Source organism: Flavobacterium sp. LK-23 (genome assembly GCF_058135255.1).
Window position 1 is genome coordinate 1 of record NZ_JBYUVT010000031.1, and the last position, 20489, is coordinate 20489.

General features: G+C 33.5%; 21 protein-coding genes. 3 read left to right on the top strand and 18 right to left on the bottom strand.

What is annotated here, in order from left to right:
* Positions 1–107: 107 nt before the first annotated feature.
* The 4 genes from AC3Y25_RS24030 to AC3Y25_RS24045 are packed head-to-tail and all read right to left on the bottom strand — an operon-like array spanning position 108 to position 5289.
* Positions 108–977: a tetratricopeptide repeat protein gene (locus AC3Y25_RS24030; protein ID WP_489904493.1), complete on the bottom strand. Its 870-nt coding sequence runs from the start codon at positions 975–977 to the stop codon at positions 108–110.
* A 29-nt stretch (positions 978–1006) separates the two neighbouring features.
* Positions 1007–3400 (bottom strand): M28 family peptidase, encoded by a 2394-nt coding sequence (locus tag AC3Y25_RS24035; RefSeq protein WP_489904494.1) that lies wholly within the window; start codon positions 3398–3400, stop codon positions 1007–1009.
* A gap of 15 nt (positions 3401–3415) precedes the next feature.
* Positions 3416–3763 (bottom strand): hypothetical protein, encoded by a 348-nt coding sequence (locus tag AC3Y25_RS24040; RefSeq protein WP_057115356.1) that lies wholly within the window; start codon positions 3761–3763, stop codon positions 3416–3418.
* Positions 3760–5289, bottom strand: a complete 1530-nt coding sequence (locus AC3Y25_RS24045; RefSeq protein WP_427875586.1) for a GNAT family N-acetyltransferase — start codon at positions 5287–5289, stop codon at positions 3760–3762. The genes AC3Y25_RS24040 and AC3Y25_RS24045 overlap by 4 nt, the downstream gene beginning before the upstream one ends.
* Before the next feature lie 177 nt (positions 5290–5466).
* Here AC3Y25_RS24045 and AC3Y25_RS24050 point away from each other — a divergent pair, with 177 nt between their 5' ends.
* A complete protein-coding gene (locus AC3Y25_RS24050) occupies positions 5467–5799 on the top strand; it encodes a single-stranded DNA-binding protein (protein WP_250834763.1) in 333 nt (110 codons plus the stop codon).
* 69 nt (positions 5800–5868) lie between these two features.
* Here AC3Y25_RS24050 and AC3Y25_RS24055 read toward each other — a convergent pair whose 3' ends face one another.
* From AC3Y25_RS24055 to metG, 14 genes are all read right to left on the bottom strand, one after another.
* On the bottom strand, positions 5869–6561 hold the full coding sequence (locus tag AC3Y25_RS24055) for a DUF2461 domain-containing protein (RefSeq protein WP_489904495.1): 693 nt from the start codon (positions 6559–6561) through the stop codon (positions 5869–5871).
* An 83-nt stretch (positions 6562–6644) separates the two neighbouring features.
* A complete protein-coding gene (locus tag AC3Y25_RS24060; RefSeq protein WP_029271150.1) occupies positions 6645–6830 on the bottom strand; it encodes a hypothetical protein in 186 nt (61 codons plus the stop codon).
* Between the two features lie 82 nt (positions 6831–6912).
* A complete protein-coding gene (locus tag AC3Y25_RS24065; RefSeq protein WP_095930276.1) occupies positions 6913–7431 on the bottom strand; it encodes a ferritin in 519 nt (172 codons plus the stop codon).
* Between the two features lie 186 nt (positions 7432–7617).
* Positions 7618–8754: an OmpA family protein gene (locus AC3Y25_RS24070; protein ID WP_489904496.1), complete on the bottom strand. Its 1137-nt coding sequence runs from the start codon at positions 8752–8754 to the stop codon at positions 7618–7620.
* Positions 8755–8911: 157 nt separating this feature from the next.
* Positions 8912–10306 (bottom strand): hypothetical protein, encoded by a 1395-nt coding sequence (locus AC3Y25_RS24075; protein WP_489904497.1) that lies wholly within the window; start codon positions 10304–10306, stop codon positions 8912–8914.
* A 33-nt stretch (positions 10307–10339) separates the two neighbouring features.
* On the bottom strand, positions 10340–10969 hold the full coding sequence (locus AC3Y25_RS24080; RefSeq protein WP_489904498.1) for a CatA-like O-acetyltransferase: 630 nt from the start codon (positions 10967–10969) through the stop codon (positions 10340–10342).
* Complete coding sequence (locus tag AC3Y25_RS24085) at positions 10969–11676, bottom strand: HAD family hydrolase (protein ID WP_489904499.1); 708 nt, start codon at positions 11674–11676, stop codon at positions 10969–10971. The genes AC3Y25_RS24080 and AC3Y25_RS24085 overlap by 1 nt, the downstream gene beginning before the upstream one ends.
* 166 nt (positions 11677–11842) lie before the next feature.
* On the bottom strand, positions 11843–12727 hold the full coding sequence (locus AC3Y25_RS24090) for a DMT family transporter (protein ID WP_489904500.1): 885 nt from the start codon (positions 12725–12727) through the stop codon (positions 11843–11845).
* Positions 12728–12838: 111 nt separating this feature from the next.
* Positions 12839–13162 carry a hypothetical protein gene (locus AC3Y25_RS24095; RefSeq protein ID WP_489904501.1) on the bottom strand — a complete coding sequence of 108 codons (324 nt, stop codon included), beginning with the start codon at positions 13160–13162 and terminating at the stop codon, positions 12839–12841.
* An 83-nt stretch (positions 13163–13245) separates the two neighbouring features.
* Positions 13246–13524: a hypothetical protein gene (locus tag AC3Y25_RS24100; RefSeq protein WP_489904502.1), complete on the bottom strand. Its 279-nt coding sequence runs from the start codon at positions 13522–13524 to the stop codon at positions 13246–13248.
* 223 nt (positions 13525–13747) lie between these two features.
* On the bottom strand, positions 13748–15037 hold the full coding sequence (locus AC3Y25_RS24105) for a hypothetical protein (protein WP_489904503.1): 1290 nt from the start codon (positions 15035–15037) through the stop codon (positions 13748–13750).
* Positions 15038–15104: 67 nt separating this feature from the next.
* On the bottom strand, positions 15105–15404 hold the full coding sequence (locus AC3Y25_RS24110) for a type II toxin-antitoxin system RelE/ParE family toxin (protein ID WP_489904504.1): 300 nt from the start codon (positions 15402–15404) through the stop codon (positions 15105–15107).
* Positions 15386–15622, bottom strand: coding sequence for a hypothetical protein (locus AC3Y25_RS24115; RefSeq protein WP_489904505.1), 237 nt, complete (start codon positions 15620–15622; stop codon positions 15386–15388). The genes AC3Y25_RS24110 and AC3Y25_RS24115 overlap by 19 nt, the downstream gene beginning before the upstream one ends.
* Positions 15623–15774: 152 nt before the next feature.
* Entirely contained in the window at positions 15775–17910 is a 2136-nt protein-coding gene (metG, locus tag AC3Y25_RS24120; RefSeq protein ID WP_489904506.1) for a methionine--tRNA ligase, read from the bottom strand.
* Between the two features lie 451 nt (positions 17911–18361).
* Between metG and AC3Y25_RS24125 the strand changes: the two genes are divergently transcribed.
* Together AC3Y25_RS24125 and AC3Y25_RS24130 are read left to right on the top strand one after the other, a co-directional pair.
* Positions 18362–19864, top strand: coding sequence for a family 43 glycosylhydrolase (locus tag AC3Y25_RS24125; RefSeq protein WP_489904507.1), 1503 nt, complete (start codon positions 18362–18364; stop codon positions 19862–19864).
* 242 nt (positions 19865–20106) lie between these two features.
* Positions 20107–20334, top strand: coding sequence for a CDGSH iron-sulfur domain-containing protein (locus AC3Y25_RS24130; protein ID WP_012022943.1), 228 nt, complete (start codon positions 20107–20109; stop codon positions 20332–20334).
* Positions 20335–20489 lie beyond the last annotated feature (155 nt).

Genomic DNA, 20489 nt, shown 5'->3' on the forward strand with positions numbered 1-20489 from the left:
AATGAGCCCGATACAATATCGAGCTCATTATTATAAAACTTAATTATTAATTTGTCTAAACTTTTGGGTGCAGTCTAAATTATAAGTCTGCCTTTTTTATTTAAGTTTTATTCTATTTTAATGTTGTTTTTCTCTGCAATTTTTTTGAATAAATCTTCTTTGTTTTCCGATTTCATTTTCTGGTAAAGTGCACCAATAAGCTGTTCCGAATCTTTTGCATATTCAGAATTTTCATTGGTATAAATGATATGCGCCAAAAAAAGATTATCCAACGCTTTTTCATCATCTTTCAGCATGAAATAGTTTTTTCCAGCACCAAAATAGCCTTCAGCATTGTTTGGATGATATTGAATCAGCTTTTCATAATAACTTATCGCAGTTTGATAATCAGATTTAAAAGTATAGGCAACACCAATATTCATCAAGGCAAAATTTCCTTCGGGATAAATTTCGAGCGATTTTTTATAATATTTAATGGCATTATCATAATCGCTTAACTGTCTGTAAGAAACCGCCATATCATCAAGAGCAAGAACAAAATTTGGATCTTCTTTTAAAGCCAGCTGAAAACTTTCGATAGCCATTTTATAGTTGCTCTGGCGCATAAAATCTTTTGCAATTACATAAGAGTTCTGTGCGTTTTGGTTCTTTGATTTGCTATAAAAAACATCGTCTTTGTTTTCCGTTAATTCTGGAACCAGATTTGGGCATTTTTTTGAAATGACACCTTGAACTTTCAAAATCATACCCTGAATGCCTTCAACTGTATTTATTGATTCTCTAACTTTAGGATCTTTATCTGTCAAGATCAGTTCGCTCATTGGTTTAGTTAGACAATCTCTATAAACATCTTCAGTAACTTTTGAACTTTTTTCTAAACACTCGCATGCTTTTGTGGCGATTTTTTCTTCAACGGTTTGCGCATTCATTGCTAAAAAGCCGCTAAAAGTTAAAAATAACGAAAAGTTTTTTTTCATTTTAAATGATTAAGGTTAGATTGATTTTCTTATTCTGGTTTAACAACTGCCGGTTTCAAAGTATCTTTGCTTACCGCCAAACTATCTACTGGCACAACAGGCTCAATAGGTTTTACTGGCGGCACATATCTTTTGATTTTCTGCTGTATTAAAATGGCATCATTTAAAACAAATGGTGTTGGCATCATCCAATCATTTCTTGGTTTAACATTCAATAGCGGATTGCTCATTAAATCGAATGAACTTTCGATTAAATCCATATCAAAAATAGACGATTTATTGATGTAGAATTCCATTTCGAGCGGTTCATTCCCTACAACATAATAGCATAAAATTTTGCTGTCTTCTCTTTGCAGACGATTTCCTTTTTCGCCAGAAGTTGCCACTCCATTTGCTTTAAAGTTAAAGAACGTCATTTTCGGATTAGCATAAATGTCGTAACGGTTTACTTTTCTGTTTGGAGTAATTTTGATTTTTAGATATCTATTATTTCCAATTACACTGTCTCTTAAAAATTGAATTGTTGGTTTCGGAACTTCAACAACCGGAGCAATAGCGCTATAGGTAAACGTTGTATTGTATTTGCTTGCCAGTGGAAGCGTATTTAATCCAACTGCTTTCTGATTGTTTTCGCCTAGGTAGGATTTAGTCCATTCGTCCAAATTAGTATCGTATGTTGTCCAAACAGCGGTATTGTTGTCTGCATTGTAAACATATAATAAACTATTTGATTTTGCTTTACCATATTCGTAACCAGAATTGTATCCTGCGTAAATGAAAAATGCGATAGAAGAAAGGAAGAAAACAACGATCCAAGCTCCTTTTTTTGCAAATGCACCAAATATCGGAAGCAATAATCCGAACAAAAGAACGGTTAGAACAGCACTTCCGTACAATATTTTAAGACCTAAACCAACTGGGAACATTACTATGAAAGGCGCAACAATTGCTAGGGCAGGAATAGAAAATAGTAAATTCATTCCTAAACTGTAATGTTGTGTAAAGACAAAGATTCCGAACAATAAGATTCCGAAATAAACCGGAATAATTAAAAAACCTGCACCGGTTAAGCTATTTGCTAAAAACGCATTAATGATGATCCAAGTCAGTAAGGGCGCCACAAAATGGTTCATCGTTGTTTTTGCCTCAGAAAAATGATGGTAAAAAGCAAAACAAATTGCAATACTTAATGTAACAAAAGCGCCAATGTAAGCATGTCCGTTATAAGTAAATCCGTTTAGAAGATCAGAATACTGTGGGTAGATTTCAAGAACAAGTTTCCATCCTAAAAACGTTACCAATCCTGCAATTATAAGTGATCCAAGAAGCGGAACAAAACCTTTAAAAATTTCTGTGAAAGTAATGATTCGTTTTACTTTTCCAACGAAAATGAAAATGACCAATAAGCCAAAAGCAATAAGTGTCATTGGCATTACCCAAGTAAACGGATAACTGATGAAAGTAAAAGGAGCGTTGAAATAAACATCGTCTTCTGTAGACTCAGTTTGGTTTAAATCAATATTAGAGAAGTATTTTATCAAAGGCATGATGTAAGTGCCTTGATGCGCCAATGTATTTTTGTTTAGATGTTGAACATCATCCTGTTGCGTATGATAGTTAAAATGCCCATCGATAAAGGCAAAATTAAAACCTTGAATATTTCCTTGTTCTCTAAAAACAGTTAAATCGGTATCGTTAGGAAGCATTTTGTAAATACTGTACATCAACGAATTTGAAACGGGATGTGAAGGTTTTGCTTTGGTAAATTCTTTAATCAGAGCTTGGTTTCCTTTATTGGTTTCCATGAGCATGTAGCTCGGTCCAGAAGTTCCTCTTGCTTCAAAGTTTAAAACTAAACCAACGTCTTTTGCCCAAGGATGTTTGTTTACGAATAAAGCAGCGCCGTTTAATCCCAATTCTTCTGCATCAGAGAATAATATGATAATGTCGTTTTTTTGAGGATGTTTTGAGTACAAAAAGGCACGAACACCTTCTAAAATAGTAGCGACTCCAGAAGCATCGTCGCTTGCGCCTTTTGAGAACGAGTGCGGCGCACTATCATAATGAGAAAGAAGTAAAAGTGCTTTTGTATTGTTAGTTCCTTTAATTCGAGCCAAAATATTTTTTGACTTTACCAAAAGACCTTTATCGTTTAGAGTAAAACCTTCCTGGACACTCGTTTCTAAACCAATTCGGTTTAATTCTAGTTTTAAATAGTTGGCAACAAGTTCGTGATTGGTTGACCCTACATAGTGCGGTTTCTGTGCAATAATTTCGACCTGATTTAAGGCTCTTTCGGTCGAAAATTCAGCAAGCGCTTCGTCATCTTTAGAGATTCCTTGCGGCATCATCGTGGCGTATATAATGCCAAGTAAGGCTAAAACGCAGACTATGGCTAGAATTGAGGTGGGGTTTTTTCTCATGGTAATAAATACTAACTATATTTCTTTTTTAACAAGCATAAAATAATCATTGTCCAAGGAACGATAGCCTTGATCGTACAAGAAATAATATGTATTTCCTGTCTTGGTCTGTAAAATGTTTGTAAAGAACTCAAAATCAAAACCTTTTGTTAGTAATTTATCTCTCGAAGCTTTCGATTTTCCGTCTACATTTAACTCTGCCAAAATACGGTAATTTTTGCGTAACTTGTTGTTTATATTTCGCATGAAATTCGTACTATCTTTATTTATTTTGTTATTGTAGGCATTTCGACAACTGTCTGAGCAGAATTTCTTGTCTTCTCTGCCAACAATTTTGGCTGAGCATTCGAGGCATGTTTTCATGAATTCAATTTTTTAATTTCATAAAGATCGGATCTTCTGTCTTTTAATGTTTTTACGCTTCCATGTTCATGAAGTTCTTTCAGTAAGTTTAAATCAACATCTACAATTAGGGTCATTTCGGTGTTTGGCGTAGCTTCTGCTTTGATTCCGTTACTTGGAAAAGCAAAATCGGATGGCGTAAATACAGAAGACTGCGCATATTGAATATCCATATTATTTACTTTCGGAAGATTTCCAACGCAACCTGCTATGGCTACATAACACTCATTTTCGATGGCGCGTGCCTGTGAACAATGTTTTACGCGAGTGTATCCGTTTTGAGTATCTGTTAAAAATGGTACAAACAAAATATTCATTCCCTCATCTGCTAAAAGTCTAGAAAGTTCTGGAAACTCAACATCATAGCAGATTAAAATTCCGATTTTACCGCAATCGGTATCAAAGGTTTTAAATTGAGATCCGCCTTTCATTCCCCAATGGATAACTTCGTTTGGCGTGATATGAACTTTGGTATACATTTCTGATGTTCCATCTCTTTTGCATAAGAAACCAACATTATAGAGATTTCCGCCTTCGAGATAAGGCATACTTCCAGTAATAATGTTGATATTGTATGAAATGGCAAATTCTTGAAACTTTTTTCTAATAGGATCAGAGTGACGAGCCAATTCACGAATTGCTTCTGCTTCAGACAAATGATTGTAATCGGCCATTAAAGGCGCAATAAACAACTCTGGGAATAAAGCAAAATCAGAACCATAACCCGAAACGGCGTCAATAAAAAATTCGGCTTGTTCAAAAAGCGCTTCAACATTATTAAGCGGACGCATCTGCCACTGAATTAATCCTAAGCGAATAATATTCTTCTTCAAATTAATCAGCTTCGGACTATCATCATAGTAAATATTATTCCATTCCAATAGAACCGCAAATTCTTTCGATTCTTCATCTCCTTCAAGGTAATTTTTGATGACTCTCAAAACGTGAAAATCGTTACTTAGCTGAAAAGAAAGAACCGGATCGTACAATTCTTTGGTACGCACCTTTTCGATATAAGCTTTTGGAGACATCTTTTTGGCATGTTCTCTATAGTTCGGAATTCTTCCTGCAAAAACAATCGCCTTAAGGTTCAATTGTTCGCAAAGTTCCTTTCTTGCATCGTACAAACGACGTCCTAAACGCAAGCCTCTATAATTAGGATGAATAAAAACATCTATTCCGTATAAAATTTCAGCATTCGGATTGTGGGTCGAAAAGGTATAATCGCCACTAATCTGCTGATAATTATGTCTTTTTTCTACTAATTTTTCGTCAACAATAAGAGATAGGGCAGAGCCAACAACTTTTCCGTCAACCAAAATCACCAGCTGTCCTTCTGGAAAAATGGAAAGAAGTCTTTCTATATCCTCAGATCTCCAATAAGAATCGGCCATTTCTGGATACGATTCGATCATCGATTTTTTTAATTGTTTATAGTCTTCTATTTCAAGATTTCGTAACTCTACTTTTTTAATTTTTGCCTGCATATCGTAAGATTTATCTCAAATATACAAAAAACAATTTCCATTTACAAACGCTTACAAATAGTTACAGTCGATAGTAAATAGTTAATAACCGACTGTCTCGTCTGAGCTTTCGCATCTTTGCCATGTTGAATTTGATAAACGATTCAATTTAATAGTAACATTAAAATAGTATACGCCATGAGTGCAATTAGAAACAAAGTTCAGTTAATTGGGAATGTTGGAAATGATCCAGAAATTAAAACATTAGAAAGCGGTAGAAAACTAGCACACCTTACGATCGCAACAAATGAGGTTTATAGAAATGATAAAGGCGAGAAAGTAGAACAAACAGAGTGGCATCGCATAACTGCTTGGGGAAAAACGGCAGAACTTATAGAAAAGTATGTTGTAAAAGGTAAAGAAATCGCTGTTGAAGGAAAACTGACACACAGAAGCTATGATGATAAAAACGGAGAGAAACGTTATATAACCGAGGTTGTAGTAAATGAAATTTTGCTTCTAAGTAAATAACGCTCTTGCGAAATAGTAAAACCCGACAGCTTTCCAAAACCTGTCGGGTTTGTTGTTTTTATAAATGAATTAAAGTATCGAAACACCATTAGCATCAGTTGTAAGAACTTCACTCATATAATCAAAAAAAGGTCTCATGTTTTTGAAAGCACCCAAGGCTAGTTCTAAAAACTGCGGACTCAATACTTCTTCATCTGTAAAACGTTTAATGACCAAAAATTGTTTGAAACGAAGCAAATCAATGGCAGGATGATCAACATCAAAACCTTTTGGCTTTGTTTTGAGCTGTTCTCCTTGCAAAGTGCCAAAATTGCTTTTGAAAGAATCTGAATTCAATATTTCGTGAAAGGTTTCGGGATCATGAGCAAATTCGGTTCTTATTCGTTTTAAATCTGCGGCATTTGGTCCCCAGAAACCACCAGCAAAAAAGCTGTTTCCTTTTTCCAGATGAAAATAATAACCGCCACGTCTTGCTGCAGTTGCTCGTGTGTAACTTCCTTCCCAATAATGCTTAAAAGGAGTTTTATCTTTAGAAAAACGGATGTCTCGATAAATTCTATAAACACTTTTCTTGCCCGAAGCATTTTCTAAAACATCAGTTTTGGAAAGTTCCTTCAGTAAAGCGCCCGCAAAATTTTCAATATGATTGAGCTCTATCAAATATTGTGGTTTATGTTCTTCAAACCAAGGTTTATTGTTGTTCTTTTTCAGTTCAACTAAAAAGTCAAGACTAGATTTGGGAATTGTAACGGTGTTTTCCATAATTGAATTTAAAAATCGAAAGTGACTGCAATTTAAAACTAAAAAACCCACCAGAGAAATCTGATGGGTTTTTCTATATTGTATTAAGCAGTTTTTTTAAATAAGTCAAACATAGGACAGCGTGAGCAGCGTTTCTTTTCGCTCTTTTTATATTTCTCGCAACAAGAAGATTTACAGTTTTCAATCTTCTTAATTTTATCAAGGATATCTTTGTTTTTCTTTTTCTTTTTATCCTTTTTTTTGTCCTTGTCTTTTTCTTTCTTGCTCACTTTTTCCTCTGAATTTTAAAAACAGAGACAAATATAAACCAAAAAAGTTATTTTTAAATGTTCTAAATAAACTTTAACTTTTTTATTTAGGATTGATAGCGATTGAACTCGTAACTGTTAATTGCTGAATATCACGATCAAACAAATAAAGTCCGCCTTTATCATCACCAATTAAGTTGATTTTATCTAAGATCGATTTAGCTGTAGCTTCTTCTTCAATTTGTTCAGAAACGTACCATTGCAAGAAATTGTGTGTAGCATAATCTCTTTCTTCAAAAGTAATGTGCACTAATTCGTTGATAGATTGCGAAACAAAAAGTTCGTGATTGTAAAGCTCTTCAAACATCTCTTTGAAAGTAGTATAAGTTGTTTTTGGTGCTTTAAGATCTGTTACCTGAGCGTGTCCTCCGCGTTCGTTTACATACTTAACTAGTTTAAGCATATGCGCGCGCTCTTCATCTGACTGTGTGTACATAAATTGAGCGATTCCCTCTAATCCTTGTACTTCAGCCCAACAAGCCATAGAAAGATAAGTTTGAGAAGATTCTGCTTCTATGCGGATTTGCTTGTTTAAAGCCGATTCAATATTTTTTGCTAACATAATAAGTGTCTTTTTTGTAAAATTAAGCAAAATTATTCATTTCATTTTTCTAAAGCTCGAAAACATTAGACTCTTAGATTAATTTCAGTATAATAATAGTAAGAAGCTAGGATTTAGTTATGTAGCATAAAAAAAAGCCCCTAAGAAAAAATCTTAAGGACTTTCGAATCAAGTATTAAAAAGAAATTATTTTACAATAAAAGTAACTCGTCTAGCTAATCTTCTAGCTTCGTCAGAATCTTTTTGAATTGATGTATCTGCACCATTTGCAACAACATTTAAACGAGAAGAAGCGATTCCAGCTTTTTCGAAAATTGTTTTTACGTTAGTAGCTCTAGTATAAGATAATTTTTCATTATACTCAGCTTTTCCAACTTGGTCAGCATAACCAACAAGGTCTAAAGATGCAGAAGGATTTTTTCTTAAGTAATTTAACACAACGTCAATCGCAGCTGTTGAGTTCTCGATTGGAGTTGTTTTATTGAAATCAAAGTAAACACTGTAATATTTGTCATTAATCATTCTTCTGATTAATTCATTATCAGTTGCCTGAGGAGTGTTTATTTGTTTTTCAACAACTACTTCTTTTTGTGCAGGTATTTTTTTGATTTGTGCTTCAAGATCTGCTACTTTGCTTTCTAAACCAGAAATATCCACATTGTTTCCTTCACTTGAAGTTACAGTCCAGTCTGCATGTTTTGCATTTTTCCCTAAGTACACATTTAAACCAATTGTACCATTAAAAATCAAACCTGAGAAACCTCTGTTTTGAGCTACATAAGCTCCGTCAAAGGTATGATCTTGTGATGCATTCAAAATAGTAGAGAAATCACCAGTTAAAGCAACTCTGTTTGATAATTTTATTTGTCCAGTTACACCGGCGATAAAGTTACCTACTTCATCTGCTCCTTTAAAGTTATCACTTCTTAACTGACCATAACCGAAACCAGCATGTCCTAATAAACCTAAAGTGTTTGTCCACGTTTCAAAATTCATGATGCGGCCTAAGTTAGCAACAGCCTGTAAATCTACTCTGTAGTTTTTTGAATCAAAATCGATAGAGTTGCTTTTTGAAGTAAAACTGTTGTATCCAAAATCGGCCTTTAAACCAAATTTGTTGTTGAACATATAACGAACCCCTAATTCACCAACCCAAGGACTTGGAGTACTTGTTGAGTAACCTGCTGAAAATGAGCGTTGAGGTTTAGTTAGTCCGCCAGCTAGTTCTACAGACCACTTATTATAGCTGCTATTGTTTTCTGTTTGCGCATGTACTCCTGTTAAAGCCAGGGCAAATGCAAGAGTCATTACAATTTTTTTCATTGTTTCTTAATTTTAAATATTGTCCAAAACAACAACAAATTGTAAGTAAAAACTTTCCCTAAAAGCCAAAAAAGTATTAAAATAGGGTAATTGGCAAAAATCTAAGCGATAAAAAAAAAGGAAAATAAAAGCAAATAGATTTTATCAGCGAATGGGCTTAATTAAATCCGTCAGTAAATTTGCGAAGAACAAGCTGTTTCGCAACAATATCATAATAAGTCAAAATGGTGTAATTACTTAGTTTAACAGAATTAGGAAGAACTGCTTCTCTATGAGAATCTAAAAAGTAGAAGATTTTATCTGTAGCAAAAGGCTCGTGTGTTTCTTGTGTTGGTTCTAGTTTTTTGGTCCATATACTTTCAAAAAAAACAGAATAATTGGTCTCGACATTATAATAATTATTTGAAGGAAAATCTCCAAAAGGATCACTAAAATTAAAGCCATTAAGAGATACCGTATTAAAATCTCTTCCGCTTCCTCCTAGTGTGATAAAGAGATTTTTCTCGTTTTTATAAACCGAAACTCCAGCGTCTAGGGAAGATAAAGCTTTTAAAAATTTCGCTGTATTCTTTAACTTTCTTGGCTCACGATCTTCAATTTGCATCAGTAAAGGGGAATTGCTAAAACGAATGGTATCTTTTTTTGAAACTGCAAAAGACTTTATTGATTCACCAGATCCATAATCTTTAATGTCAAGCAAAAGCTCGTCGGCATTAAGATTAATTTGATATAATTTATTCTCGTGATAATAAGAATTAGACGTTTTTGGGTTTTTATTTCCAACCGGTTTTAAAAATGTCTTTTCTTTTATTTCTAGATTTTCTAGATCAATATCAAACAATTGCGTTTTTCTAAAGTTTTGATCTAAAGTTAGAATCAAGCGATTAGGAAGGGTATAAATTTTACTTTTGGCTGTAACCTTATACAACGGATTGTATTCGCCAGATCCCATCAGTTCTATCGGATTTTCAAACAAAATTTGATGAAATGTTTTAGGCTGGTTTTTCTGATCTATAAATTTGAAAGCGCTAAAATCTAAAAACTTTTGTTCGGCCATTCCGTTTTTAAAAATAAAAGCAATCAAAGCCTCTTTTGTTCGATCTTTCATCAACAAATAGAAGTTGTTGTCTCTCTGATAATTTGTTATTAGCGAATTCTCTTCAAGCGGAATCTGAAATTTTAATGCTCTAGAGGTTTTGTTTTCCAGATAATATTTAATTAAAATAATTGATTTGTCTTCTTTCGAAAACCAATATAAAGTAGGATTACCGTCTTCGCTGAAACTGTAACCCATTAAAGATCTGTTTTGAGTATACTGACGATTTGTAACAAATTTATCTCTAAGAAATAAAGCACTATTGTACTTTAATATCGAAAGGCTATCTGCACTGGCAGCAAAAAGAAAAACATCATGAGTAATGGTATTTTCACCAATCATAATTTCAGATTGGCCAATTTGGTTTTTTAAATCTATTGCATAAGAAGTTAGTACTGTTTGACTTAACAAAACAGAACTAGAGATAAAAAACAAAAAAAGGAAAATTCGTTTCATATGTTTTTGGGCGCAAAAATCATTCCGATTATTTTACTGATTCATAAGCTCTTGAAAAAGATCTACAAACTGACCAACATGCATTCCGTCCATTAAACCATGATGAACATAAACGGCCATTGACATGGTTCTTTTTCCAGTTTCGGAAACCATCATTTTACCAAATGAAATTTTTGGACAGCTGTCTGGATACGTAAAACTGCGTGCATGAGTTATCGAACTAAAATTCAACCACGGAATTGCCGAAAAATGAATCAGATTATCATCATCAAAAGATCTGGTAAAAAGTCCGGTTGTATTTTGAATGCGCTCGATTTCGGTTAAGGCAATTTGTTCAAATGTTTTAAAATCTGGATGATATTCAATTAAAGAAAATCCGAAAGTGCCATCTTCACGACCAATTGTTGCCGATGCATCAATTTGATCGTTTATGTATATTTTGTCTTCTGAAATTCGATATTTAAAATTTTCAATGGCGTTTACTGCAGCCAAAGTTTTATGCAAATAGAAAATGAAGAAAGAAGCGTTTATACTTTTTGCGGTTTGATATGCTTTGGTGCAGTCAATTTCTACGGTGACTCCAAAAAAGGGTTCTTCCATTTGTTTGAAATGGGCAAAATGCTCTTTTCTATTCCAATTTTCTAGGTCTAAAATTGTTTTCATTATAATAAATTCGGAACCACTTCTGCAATAGTTTCAAATGAACTAAAATGCTCGTGCTCTATAGTATGATTAATTTTTTCGTGTTCCCAAGTAGTATGAAATGGAATATGAACAGCATAACCGCCAATTCCTAAAACAGGAAGAACATCTGATTTTAATGAATTTCCAATCATTAAAAATTCGTGTGGCTCAATATCTAAACGGCCAAGCAATTTCTGATAATCAATTTCTTGTTTGTCTGACATTACTTCGATATGATGAAAATAATGCCCCAAACCAGAACGATGCAATTTGCTGTGCTGATCTTTTAAATCGCCTTTTGTAGCAACGACCAATTTGTATTTTCCTTTTAAAGCTTCAAGAGTTTCTTCAATTCCGTCTAGCAATTCGATTGGTTTTTCCAGTAATTCTTTTCCATATTGAATGATTTTTTCAATAACTTCAACAGGAATGGTATTGTTAGAAATATTCATCGCCGCTTCAATCATTGAAAGAATGTATCCTTTGATTCCATATCCATACAAAGGCAGATTGGCAATTTCTATTTTGAATAATTCCTGCGAAATGCCTTGATGTGAAAGGTAATCTTCCATTAAAGCACAAAATTTATGTTCGGTTTCCTCGAAATAAGGTTCGTTTACAAACAAAGTATCATCGGCATCAAAAGCGATTACTTTTAAGTTTGGTATTTTAGTTTTATGTAACATAATGTTTTTTGTTTCAAGTTTTTTTGCCACAGATTATTAAGATTAAAATGATTTTTTATTTGCTTAATCTGCCATTCCGATGGCTATCGGGAGCTTGATATTTTTTTAAAATTAATTAATAATCTGTGTTAATTCTTTAAATCTGTGGAAATCTGTGAGCTGTTCTTTACTTAGAAAAAAGCCCTTTCAAAGAAATCGTTTTATCGTAAAACGTAATTCGGATTCCGAAAAGCAGAATGATTCCGCCCAAAACCATTTGTAAAGTTATTTGTTCTTCCAAAAACAACCAAGCTAAAATTGAGGTAATTACAGCTTGACTCAATAAACTTAACGAAACTCTCGTTGCGCGCATGTGTTGTGTGGCATAACTAATCGAAAGCCAAGCACACAACTGACAAATTACGGCTTGCAAAACCAAAACAAACCAGCCCATATCTGTGAATCCTGTGAAAGGTTCGTTTAATGAATAACATAAAATTCCCAAATAAATGCTTGAAGCCATTAAACTAATCGTCATAAACGAAAGAACATCTACCTCTGAAAGGACATTTTTGCTGACCAAAAGATAAATGGAATATAGAATGCCAGATAAAACGGCAAATAGAAATGCTTTATCGAAGTTTAAATCGATAAAAAATTCAAAACCAACCAAAGTGACCATTCCGAATAAAGCGACCAATGTTCCGATCCAGAAATTGGTTGCAGGTTTTGCTTTCAGAAAAAAGAAAGAACCAACACCTACCCAAACTGGAGATAAATTGGTTAAAAGTGAAGCCTGAGTCGCGCTTGATTCCTGAATGGCGATATTCCAAACCGCAACATCAGACGAGAATAAAACACCGCAAAGAATTGCTAAAAGAGAAAATTTTAGACTTGGAAGTTTAAAATTTCCGCTGAAAAGAACATAAGGCAAAAGTAAAACGACAGCAAAAAACATTCGGTAAAAAGCCGAAATTAATCCTGGTGTTAAACGTAATTTTACCAATATTGGGAAAATAGATATGCAGAGTGTACCGCAGATTAGCGCTAATCTTGGTTTGGTGAGTTTCATTATTTGGATTTTATTCTAGTATTATTTTTCAAAGGTAACTTAGAAAGCGAGTATTTTGAAAGGAAAAGTGCGAATTGAGCAATTTTAACCAATTAACGTTTTTGTTTGAAATTAATTAAATTCAACTATACATTCATATTCTGAATCTAATGAATATTGCTTATACATTTCAAGGATTTCTACAAGAAAAGTATATGCAACTTTGTTTTTTTCTAATAATATATCACTTTTTTCAATTAGAAATTTACAATTTGTTTCTAATAAATGATCATAAACAGCATCATTAATTACATTTAAAGTTATTGGTCTATTTGGTAAAATGAGACATTCTGCAAATTCATTAATAAAAGATTTATCTCCATTGCATTTGTTAGCATTAATTACAATAGTATAAAATTTTTTATCATCAATATATTCATATTTACTGTAGCCCATAATTTTTTATTGATCTAAAGATTTATAAATGCATAATGTAAAAACGCATGAACTTAATTAAAATTTCATGCGCTTTTTTTGTGTTAAACTACAGTAAATTTACTGCAAGCTTTCTGAATTTGTTTATCCGAAAATGGTTCGAGTGTTTCGGCAAGCATTTCACTGGTTTTGATGCATTCCATCATTTTTGATCTTAGCTCTTTGTCATCTCCCAATTCTGTTTCAAGAATTCGCTTGAAAATTTCAGACAGATAATGGGGCTGTTCTCTAAAATCTCCTTCAAACCATAAGTCTGAAAGGAATTTTGCCATCGATTGCATTACATCTTGATGTGTCGATTTTTGATTTTCTCTTTTTTGCATAAACCTGAAAATATTAAACGCACGAATCCCTCGTTTTAGATGTGCAAAAAATACCCCATAGGGATAGGTTTTCCCATTGTTTCCGTAGGGACATCATGACGAGGGATTCGCTTATGTTAACTTTATTTGAAAGTTCCTAAATAAATCCTATAGTGTATTTTTTGCAGAACAAACTTACAAAAAAACAATTTAAATTATAAGATATTTCTGTTTAATTTTTTAATTATTGAATACCTTCTGGGATAGTTAAATTATCAAGTACTTCTTCTCGATCGCAGTTTTTTAAGAAAAAATAAAAAGTAGAATCAATTATTTTAACCGAACGTGTACTTACATCATAATCGAATATTGGAGGCGAAATTTTTTTCTTAATTTGGCTTGAAACTAAATTTCTTAAAAAATATCCCATATCTGAGCCTCTTACATTTTCAGCTCTATGATGAAGGTCTTTAATTTTTTCTTGAATATTTTTACCTCTTAATCCTTGAGTAATGTTTTCTAATGTTTCACTAAGTAAAACTCTTGTGAAATAGTATGGTATATAAAGTGGTATTTCATCTGAACTTTTTCCTTTCTGTTCAATAAAACTTTCAAGACATCTAATATGTCTACTAGAATAGTCAGATAATTTTTTCTGAATAGCTTCGTCAACATTTTCTTTTGTTATATATATTAATTCGCTTTGAGTTTCATTTACATTAGCTGCGTAACATGACTCTTTACATATTTCTTGGAAAACACCAACACTATCAAAACAACTATCGATAATATAATCTACAATATTTTCAAAACTAACATTTAGCAATGGCAATCCTTCAGCAATAATCTTTTTAAGATCTTCCTTTTCCCAAGGTTCTACTGGAACTTCAATTACTCTGTCTAGTAGATCTCCATTAAACTGAGCTAATCTATTTTTTTCTCTCCAGATTCCTAATATTATAAATAAGATATTATAATCCTCAAAAATTCTTAGGTCTATAGACAATTGTTTTTGAACATCTTCATCTAAATAGTGAAAATTTTCTAGAATAATTCTTTTGTTAAAATTAATATTTCTTAATAACTCTGATAAATCTTGTGCTAAAGCGAGATTGAAATCAATTGTTTTATAGTTTTTCCCTGTTTCTTTTTCCGTTTTTCCTGTTGCTTCTGTCTCAGCATCAGCTCCACCTAAAAAAGGTATACGAATTTTAGCTTTCAAACCAGCTTTTATTTCTCCACCTATAGTATTGGTTATTTCTGTAGTTTCTAAAATTTCAACATTTAATTGTCTAACGATTGAATTAAAAAGATCAAGAGTAGTAGAAGTAGGAGAACAATTGACTTTTATATATTCATCTTCCGTTAAATGCTTGTTTGTTAATGAAGTTTTCCCTTGTTTTGATGCTCCATATATGATAATATGTTTGTTTTTTTGAAGACCTTCTAGAAATAATTTGTCAACTTTTGGTCTTTGTATATATGTTTCAATTAATTCATTAGAAACTCCATAAACTTGGTTAGTTAATTTCATTATGTGTTAGGATTACAGTTAGTTAATGTTGGAGGCTTTTTAAAAGGATAGATAGTTTTAATTGAGATTATTTTACTTTTCTGTTTTTAATGTCCTGACGATTATCCCAAAATGAAACTATTTCAATTTGGTTTCCATTTATTTCGTAGAATACTAGATAAACTTTCATAGGAATAACACGAGTGATTTTATTTGAAGTAAGTCTTCCAATCAATTCTGAATTTGAAAGTGTCTCTAGCAAGTCTTCAACTTCATCTAGCAATTTTAAGCTGTAAGTAGGACTTTCATTTCTAATGAAATAATATTCAAGAACATTTTCAAGTTGAAGTTTAGCAAAAGAAGACCAAACTATTTCTTTTTTAGCCATTCTCTCATTTCTGAAATTACTTCTTCATTTTTATGAAAATTACCATTTTCAATTTCAATGCGACTTTTTTCAATTGCCATTTTTTGATCATTTGACAATTCATAAAGTTCTTGTTCAGATGAATCAAAAATAGTTTGAAGTGCATTTAGAAAATTCAAATCTTTAGAATCTTTGATTCTTGAGATTAAATTCTTTTTTATTTGTGCAGTCAAGTCCATAATATCTCTTTATAATCTCAAAATTAAAGATTTATTCTCAGATTGTATTAGTTGATTATAGATTATTTAAGAAAGTACGTTAAACAAAGAAAGTTATCTGCCAGATATTTTAAGCGGATAACTTTCTTTTTATTATTTTGAAATAAACTTTTTTAGTTTACCGTAGCACCATTTGGCGCATCAGCATCTGGATTTACAAAAACAAGTTTTCCCTCAGCATTTGTTGTCATCAAGATCATTCCTTGGCTTTCAACACCACGTAAAGCTCTTGGAGCCAGGTTTGCTAATACAGAAACACGTTTTCCGATGATTTCTTCTGGAGAAAAACTTTCTGCAATTCCTGAAACAATTGTACGAACATCGATTCCTGTATCTACTTTAAGAACCAAAAGTTTGTTTGCTTTTGGCATTTTTTCAGCCTCCAGAATAGTTCCGATACGGATATCCATTTTCGCAAAATCATCAAACTGAATTAAATCTTTTTGTGGTTCTGCTTGTTTGTTTTCAGCAATATTTGCGGTTTTTGTCGCTTCCAATTTATCTACTTGTTTTTGTATTTCTTCGTCTTCAATTTTAGCAAAAAGCAATTCTGCCTCGCCAATTTTATGTCCAGCCGGAATTAAATCTGAGTTTTCAGAAATGTCATTCCAACCTAAAGTTTTCTCAATAAAGATGTCTTTTGCATCGCGATCTTTCTCTTTCAAGAATTTACTGAAACCTGCAAAATGCTCTTTAAGGTCAGCTAAATTCAAGATTTTAGAAAGTTTCGCAGCCGTAAAAGGTAAAAACGGTTCAGCTAAAACGCTCAACGCCGCAGCGATTTGCAAGGCCACATACATTTGAGTTTTTACACGCTCTGGATTGTCTTTCATTACTTTCCAAGGCTCTTCGTCTGCTAAGTATTTATTTCCTAAACGAGCCACATTCATTAATTCGCCTAAAGCTTCACGGAATCTGTAGCGTTCCACCGAGCTTGCAATTACAGCTGGATACGCTTTTAATTCGTTTAAAGTTTGTTCATCAACTTCTGAGAATTCGTTTGGAGTTGGAATAACGCCATCGTAATATTTATTAGTTAAAACTACAACACGATTCACGAAGTTTCCGAAAACAGCAACTAATTCATTGTTATTTCTAGCTTGGAAATCTTTCCAAGTAAAGTCATTATCTTTTGTTTCAGGAGCGTTTGATGTTAAAGCGTAACGTAAAACATCTTGCTTATCTGGAAACTCTTCTAAATATTCGTGCAACCAAACTGCCCAGTTTTTAGAAGTCGAAAGTTTGTTTCCTTCCAAGTTCAAAAACTCATTTGCTGGAACGTTGTCTGGTAAAATATAACTTCCTTCAGCTTTTAACATTGCTGGGAAAATGATACAATGGAAAACAATATTGTCTTTTCCGATAAAGTGAACCAATTTCGTTTCTTCATCTTTCCAATACGGTTTCCAGTCTTTTCCTTCGCGTGCTGCCCATTCTTTCGTAGAAGAAATGTAACCAATTGGCGCGTCAAACCAAACATATAGTTTTTTGCCTTCGGCACCTTCAACAGGAACATCAATTCCCCAATCAAGGTCACGTGTTACGGCGCGAGGCTCTAATCCTGCGTCGATCCAAGATTTTACTTGTCCGTAAACGTTCGTTTTCCAATCGTTTTTATGTCCGACTAAAATCCATTCTGTTAAGAAATCAGAATATCTGTCTAAAGGTAAAAACCAGTGTTTAGTTTCTTTAAGAATAGGAGTTTCTCCAGTAATAGTCGATTTTGGGTTAATCAGATCGGTTGCATTTAAAGTAGATCCGCAATTTTCGCACTGATCTCCGTAAGCTCCATCATTACCACATTTTGGACAAGTTCCCACAACAAAACGGTCTGCTAAAAACTGATTTGCTTTTGCATCGTACAATTGTTCTGTAACTTCTTCAATAAAATCGCCTTTATCATACAATGTTCTAAAGAATTCCGAAGCTGTATCGTGATGAATTTTTGCCGAAGTTCTTGAATAGTTGTTGAATGAAATCCCGAAATCTTCAAACGATTTGCGGATAATCCCGTCATATTTATCAATAACTTGCTGTGGTGTAATTCCTTCTTTTTTGGCTTTCATAGAGATTGCAACTCCATGTTCATCGCTTCCGCAAATAAATGCTACATCTTTTCCTTGCAATCTTAAATATCTCGAATATATATCTGCAGGCACATAAACTCCCGCCAAGTGACCAATATGAATAGGTCCGTTGGTGTAAGGCAATGCCGCCGTGATCGTATATCTCTTTGGATTCTGTGTCATTAATATGAATTTTAGAGTGCAAAAATAAGCAATAGAATTGAGATTTTAATATTACACGAAGATTCACAGAGAAAAAGCACAGAGATTCGCTAAGATTTTTTTGATTTTAGTTCTCGCAAAGTCGCGGAGACGCAAAGTTTTTTGTTTTTAAGTTAAGAATTAACCATACAGTTTGTCATTTCGAGGAACGAGAAATCTTCGCGAGTAACTCAGCTCCTAAAATAGCCAATCTTTGTGGAGATTTCTCGTTCCTCGAAATGACAAACTATTCCTAAAAACTTCGCGCCTCTGCGACTTTGCGAGATTATTTTTAACTTCTTTCATAAAAAACTTTGCGAATCTCTGCGAAATTCTTCGTGCATCTCTGTGTAAAAACTTAACAAAATTTCACTCCATTAAAACCTTATGGTCTTTTTGACTATATTTGAAAAAAAATATCAAAACATACATCATGAATAAAATATATCTAACCTTTTTAGTATTGTTTTCGCTTTGTGGTTATTCTCAATCACAACCAGAAAAAAGTCTAAAACAAAATCAATATTCTAATCCAATTTTTGCAGGCGATTATCCCGATCCGAGTTTGTTGCGCGACGGAAAAGATTATTATGTCGTTCATTCTTCATTCGATTATTATCCAGGACTTTTAATTTGGCATTCTACCGATTTAATGAATTGGGAACCGGTAACCAATGCGCTTCACAAATATGTTGGAGCAGTTTGGGCGCCCGATTTAATTAAATACAACAATAAATATTACATCTATTTCCCAGCAAATAATACCAATTTTGTCGTAACAGCCGATTCTATTAACGGACCTTGGAGTGAACCTGTCGATTTAAAAATCGGAAATATTGATCCTGGACACGTAACAGATGATAAAGGGAATAGATATTTATATTTTAGTAACGGAGGTTATGTGGCTTTATCCAAAGATGGCCTTTCGGTAACAAGCGAATTAAAACATGTTTACGACGGATGGAAAATTCCGCGCGAATGGAGTATTGAATGTTTTTGTATGGAAGGGCCAAAATTATTCAAGCGTGGAGAATATTATTATTTAACGGTTGCCGAAGGCGGAACAGCTGGACCCGCCACAAGTCATATGGTTATTTCGGCAAGATCAAAATCACCTTTTGGACCTTGGGAAAACTCGCCATATAATCCGATTGTGAGAACCAATAGCAGTTCTGAAACTTGGTGGTCAAAAGGACACAGCACCGTTTTTGAAGATGCAAACGGAAAATGGTGGATGATTTTTCATGGTTACGAAAAGGATTATTACAACTTAGGACGTCAGACTTTATTGCAGCCTGTTGAATGGACAAAAGACGGCTGGTATAAAATTCCAGATAACATTCAGACCGATAAACCAATTGCAAAACCAGAAGGAAAAACGCTTCCTGAATTTTCTCTGAGTGACAATTTTGGAGGTTCGGCTCTTAAACCGCAATGGAAGTTTTATAGTGGAGTAGAAGCTTCAAGATTTAAAGTTGCCAATAACACTTTAACTATTGAAGGAAAAGGCGACGGAGTAGGAAACAGTTCGCCTCTAGTAGTTGTTCCAGGCGGACATTCGTATATGGCTGAAGTTGAAATGGAAATTGAAGGCAACGCAACAGGCGGATTAACGCTTTTTTACGATAATAAATATTACTCTGGAATACTAGCCGATCAGAACAACATTTTGGCAAACTTGAGAGGTTGGCAGTTTCCAACAGAAAAAAACACGCATAACAGAAAAGTCTTTCTTCGTTTAAAGAATATCAAAAACACAGTAGATATGTTTTACAGTTTGGACGGAAAAGACTGGAAGAAAATTGAGAATTCAGTTGAGGTTTCAGGATACAATCATAATGTCTTAAGCGGATTTTTGGGATTAAGAATTGGTCTTTGTTCTATTGGAAAGGGAAGTGTGAAGTTTAAGAATTTTGTTTACAAGACTTTAGAGTAAGTTAAGCTCATCTTTGCGGGACTTCGACTTCGCTCAGTCTGACAAAAGAATAAAAAACTTTGCGGCTCTGCGTCTTTGCGAGATTATTTCCTCAAAATAAGTAAAAATCTTTGCGAATCTCTGTGAAAAATCTTCGTGTTTCTCTGCGGAATTCCAAATAAAATAGAACCAGTTTAAACTACGTTTCCCGCTTATAAATGAGAATATATTTCGCAATCTTTGCACTCGAAAAAAACAAACTTATGAGCAAGACTAAATTAATCATCAATAAAAACGGATCAATCAAAATCGAAGGTGATTTTGAAATCATGGATCCAGAAGGAGCACTTTACGGTTTACAAGGAAGATCTGCATTAGGTCTTTGCCGTTGCGGATTATCTGCAAACAAACCATTCTGCGATGGAGGACACAGAAACAATTTCGAACACGATTCTGTTGCGTTTGATTTACCGCCAATGAAAACGAACTAAGAAGAATTATCTAGTTTTAAATAGTTAACCGCATTCTGCCAGATGCGGTTTTTTTATTGCACTTTTTATTTAATTATTTGTCCCGTCCTGAAATAGCGATACATAAAAAAAATCGTTATGGAAGAAAGCTCAAATTATGTGAAGCGAACTCAAAA

Coding starts and splice junctions, on each gene's coding strand:
- AC3Y25_RS24030 (WP_489904493.1), bottom strand. CDS start 977: ATGAAAAAAAACTTTTCGTTATTTTTAACTTTTAGCGGCTTTTTAGCA.
- AC3Y25_RS24035 (WP_489904494.1), bottom strand. CDS start 3,400: ATGAGAAAAAACCCCACCTCAATTCTAGCCATAGTCTGCGTTTTAGCC.
- AC3Y25_RS24040 (WP_057115356.1), bottom strand. CDS start 3,763: ATGAAAACATGCCTCGAATGCTCAGCCAAAATTGTTGGCAGAGAAGAC.
- AC3Y25_RS24045 (WP_427875586.1), bottom strand. CDS start 5,289: ATGCAGGCAAAAATTAAAAAAGTAGAGTTACGAAATCTTGAAATAGAA.
- AC3Y25_RS24050 (WP_250834763.1), top strand. CDS start 5,467: ATGAGTGCAATTAGAAACAAAGTTCAGTTAATTGGGAATGTTGGAAAT.
- AC3Y25_RS24055 (WP_489904495.1), bottom strand. CDS start 6,561: ATGGAAAACACCGTTACAATTCCCAAATCTAGTCTTGACTTTTTAGTT.
- AC3Y25_RS24065 (WP_095930276.1), bottom strand. CDS start 7,431: ATGTTAGCAAAAAATATTGAATCGGCTTTAAACAAGCAAATCCGCATA.
- AC3Y25_RS24070 (WP_489904496.1), bottom strand. CDS start 8,754: ATGAAAAAAATTGTAATGACTCTTGCATTTGCCCTGGCTTTAACAGGA.
- AC3Y25_RS24075 (WP_489904497.1), bottom strand. CDS start 10,306: ATGAAACGAATTTTCCTTTTTTTGTTTTTTATCTCTAGTTCTGTTTTG.
- AC3Y25_RS24080 (WP_489904498.1), bottom strand. CDS start 10,969: ATGAAAACAATTTTAGACCTAGAAAATTGGAATAGAAAAGAGCATTTT.
- AC3Y25_RS24085 (WP_489904499.1), bottom strand. CDS start 11,676: ATGTTACATAAAACTAAAATACCAAACTTAAAAGTAATCGCTTTTGAT.
- AC3Y25_RS24090 (WP_489904500.1), bottom strand. CDS start 12,727: ATGAAACTCACCAAACCAAGATTAGCGCTAATCTGCGGTACACTCTGC.
- AC3Y25_RS24095 (WP_489904501.1), bottom strand. CDS start 13,162: ATGGGCTACAGTAAATATGAATATATTGATGATAAAAAATTTTATACT.
- AC3Y25_RS24100 (WP_489904502.1), bottom strand. CDS start 13,524: ATGCAAAAAAGAGAAAATCAAAAATCGACACATCAAGATGTAATGCAA.
- AC3Y25_RS24105 (WP_489904503.1), bottom strand. CDS start 15,037: ATGAAATTAACTAACCAAGTTTATGGAGTTTCTAATGAATTAATTGAA.
- AC3Y25_RS24110 (WP_489904504.1), bottom strand. CDS start 15,404: ATGGCTAAAAAAGAAATAGTTTGGTCTTCTTTTGCTAAACTTCAACTT.
- AC3Y25_RS24115 (WP_489904505.1), bottom strand. CDS start 15,622: ATGGACTTGACTGCACAAATAAAAAAGAATTTAATCTCAAGAATCAAA.
- metG (WP_489904506.1), bottom strand. CDS start 17,910: ATGACACAGAATCCAAAGAGATATACGATCACGGCGGCATTGCCTTAC.
- AC3Y25_RS24125 (WP_489904507.1), top strand. CDS start 18,362: ATGAATAAAATATATCTAACCTTTTTAGTATTGTTTTCGCTTTGTGGT.
- AC3Y25_RS24130 (WP_012022943.1), top strand. CDS start 20,107: ATGAGCAAGACTAAATTAATCATCAATAAAAACGGATCAATCAAAATC.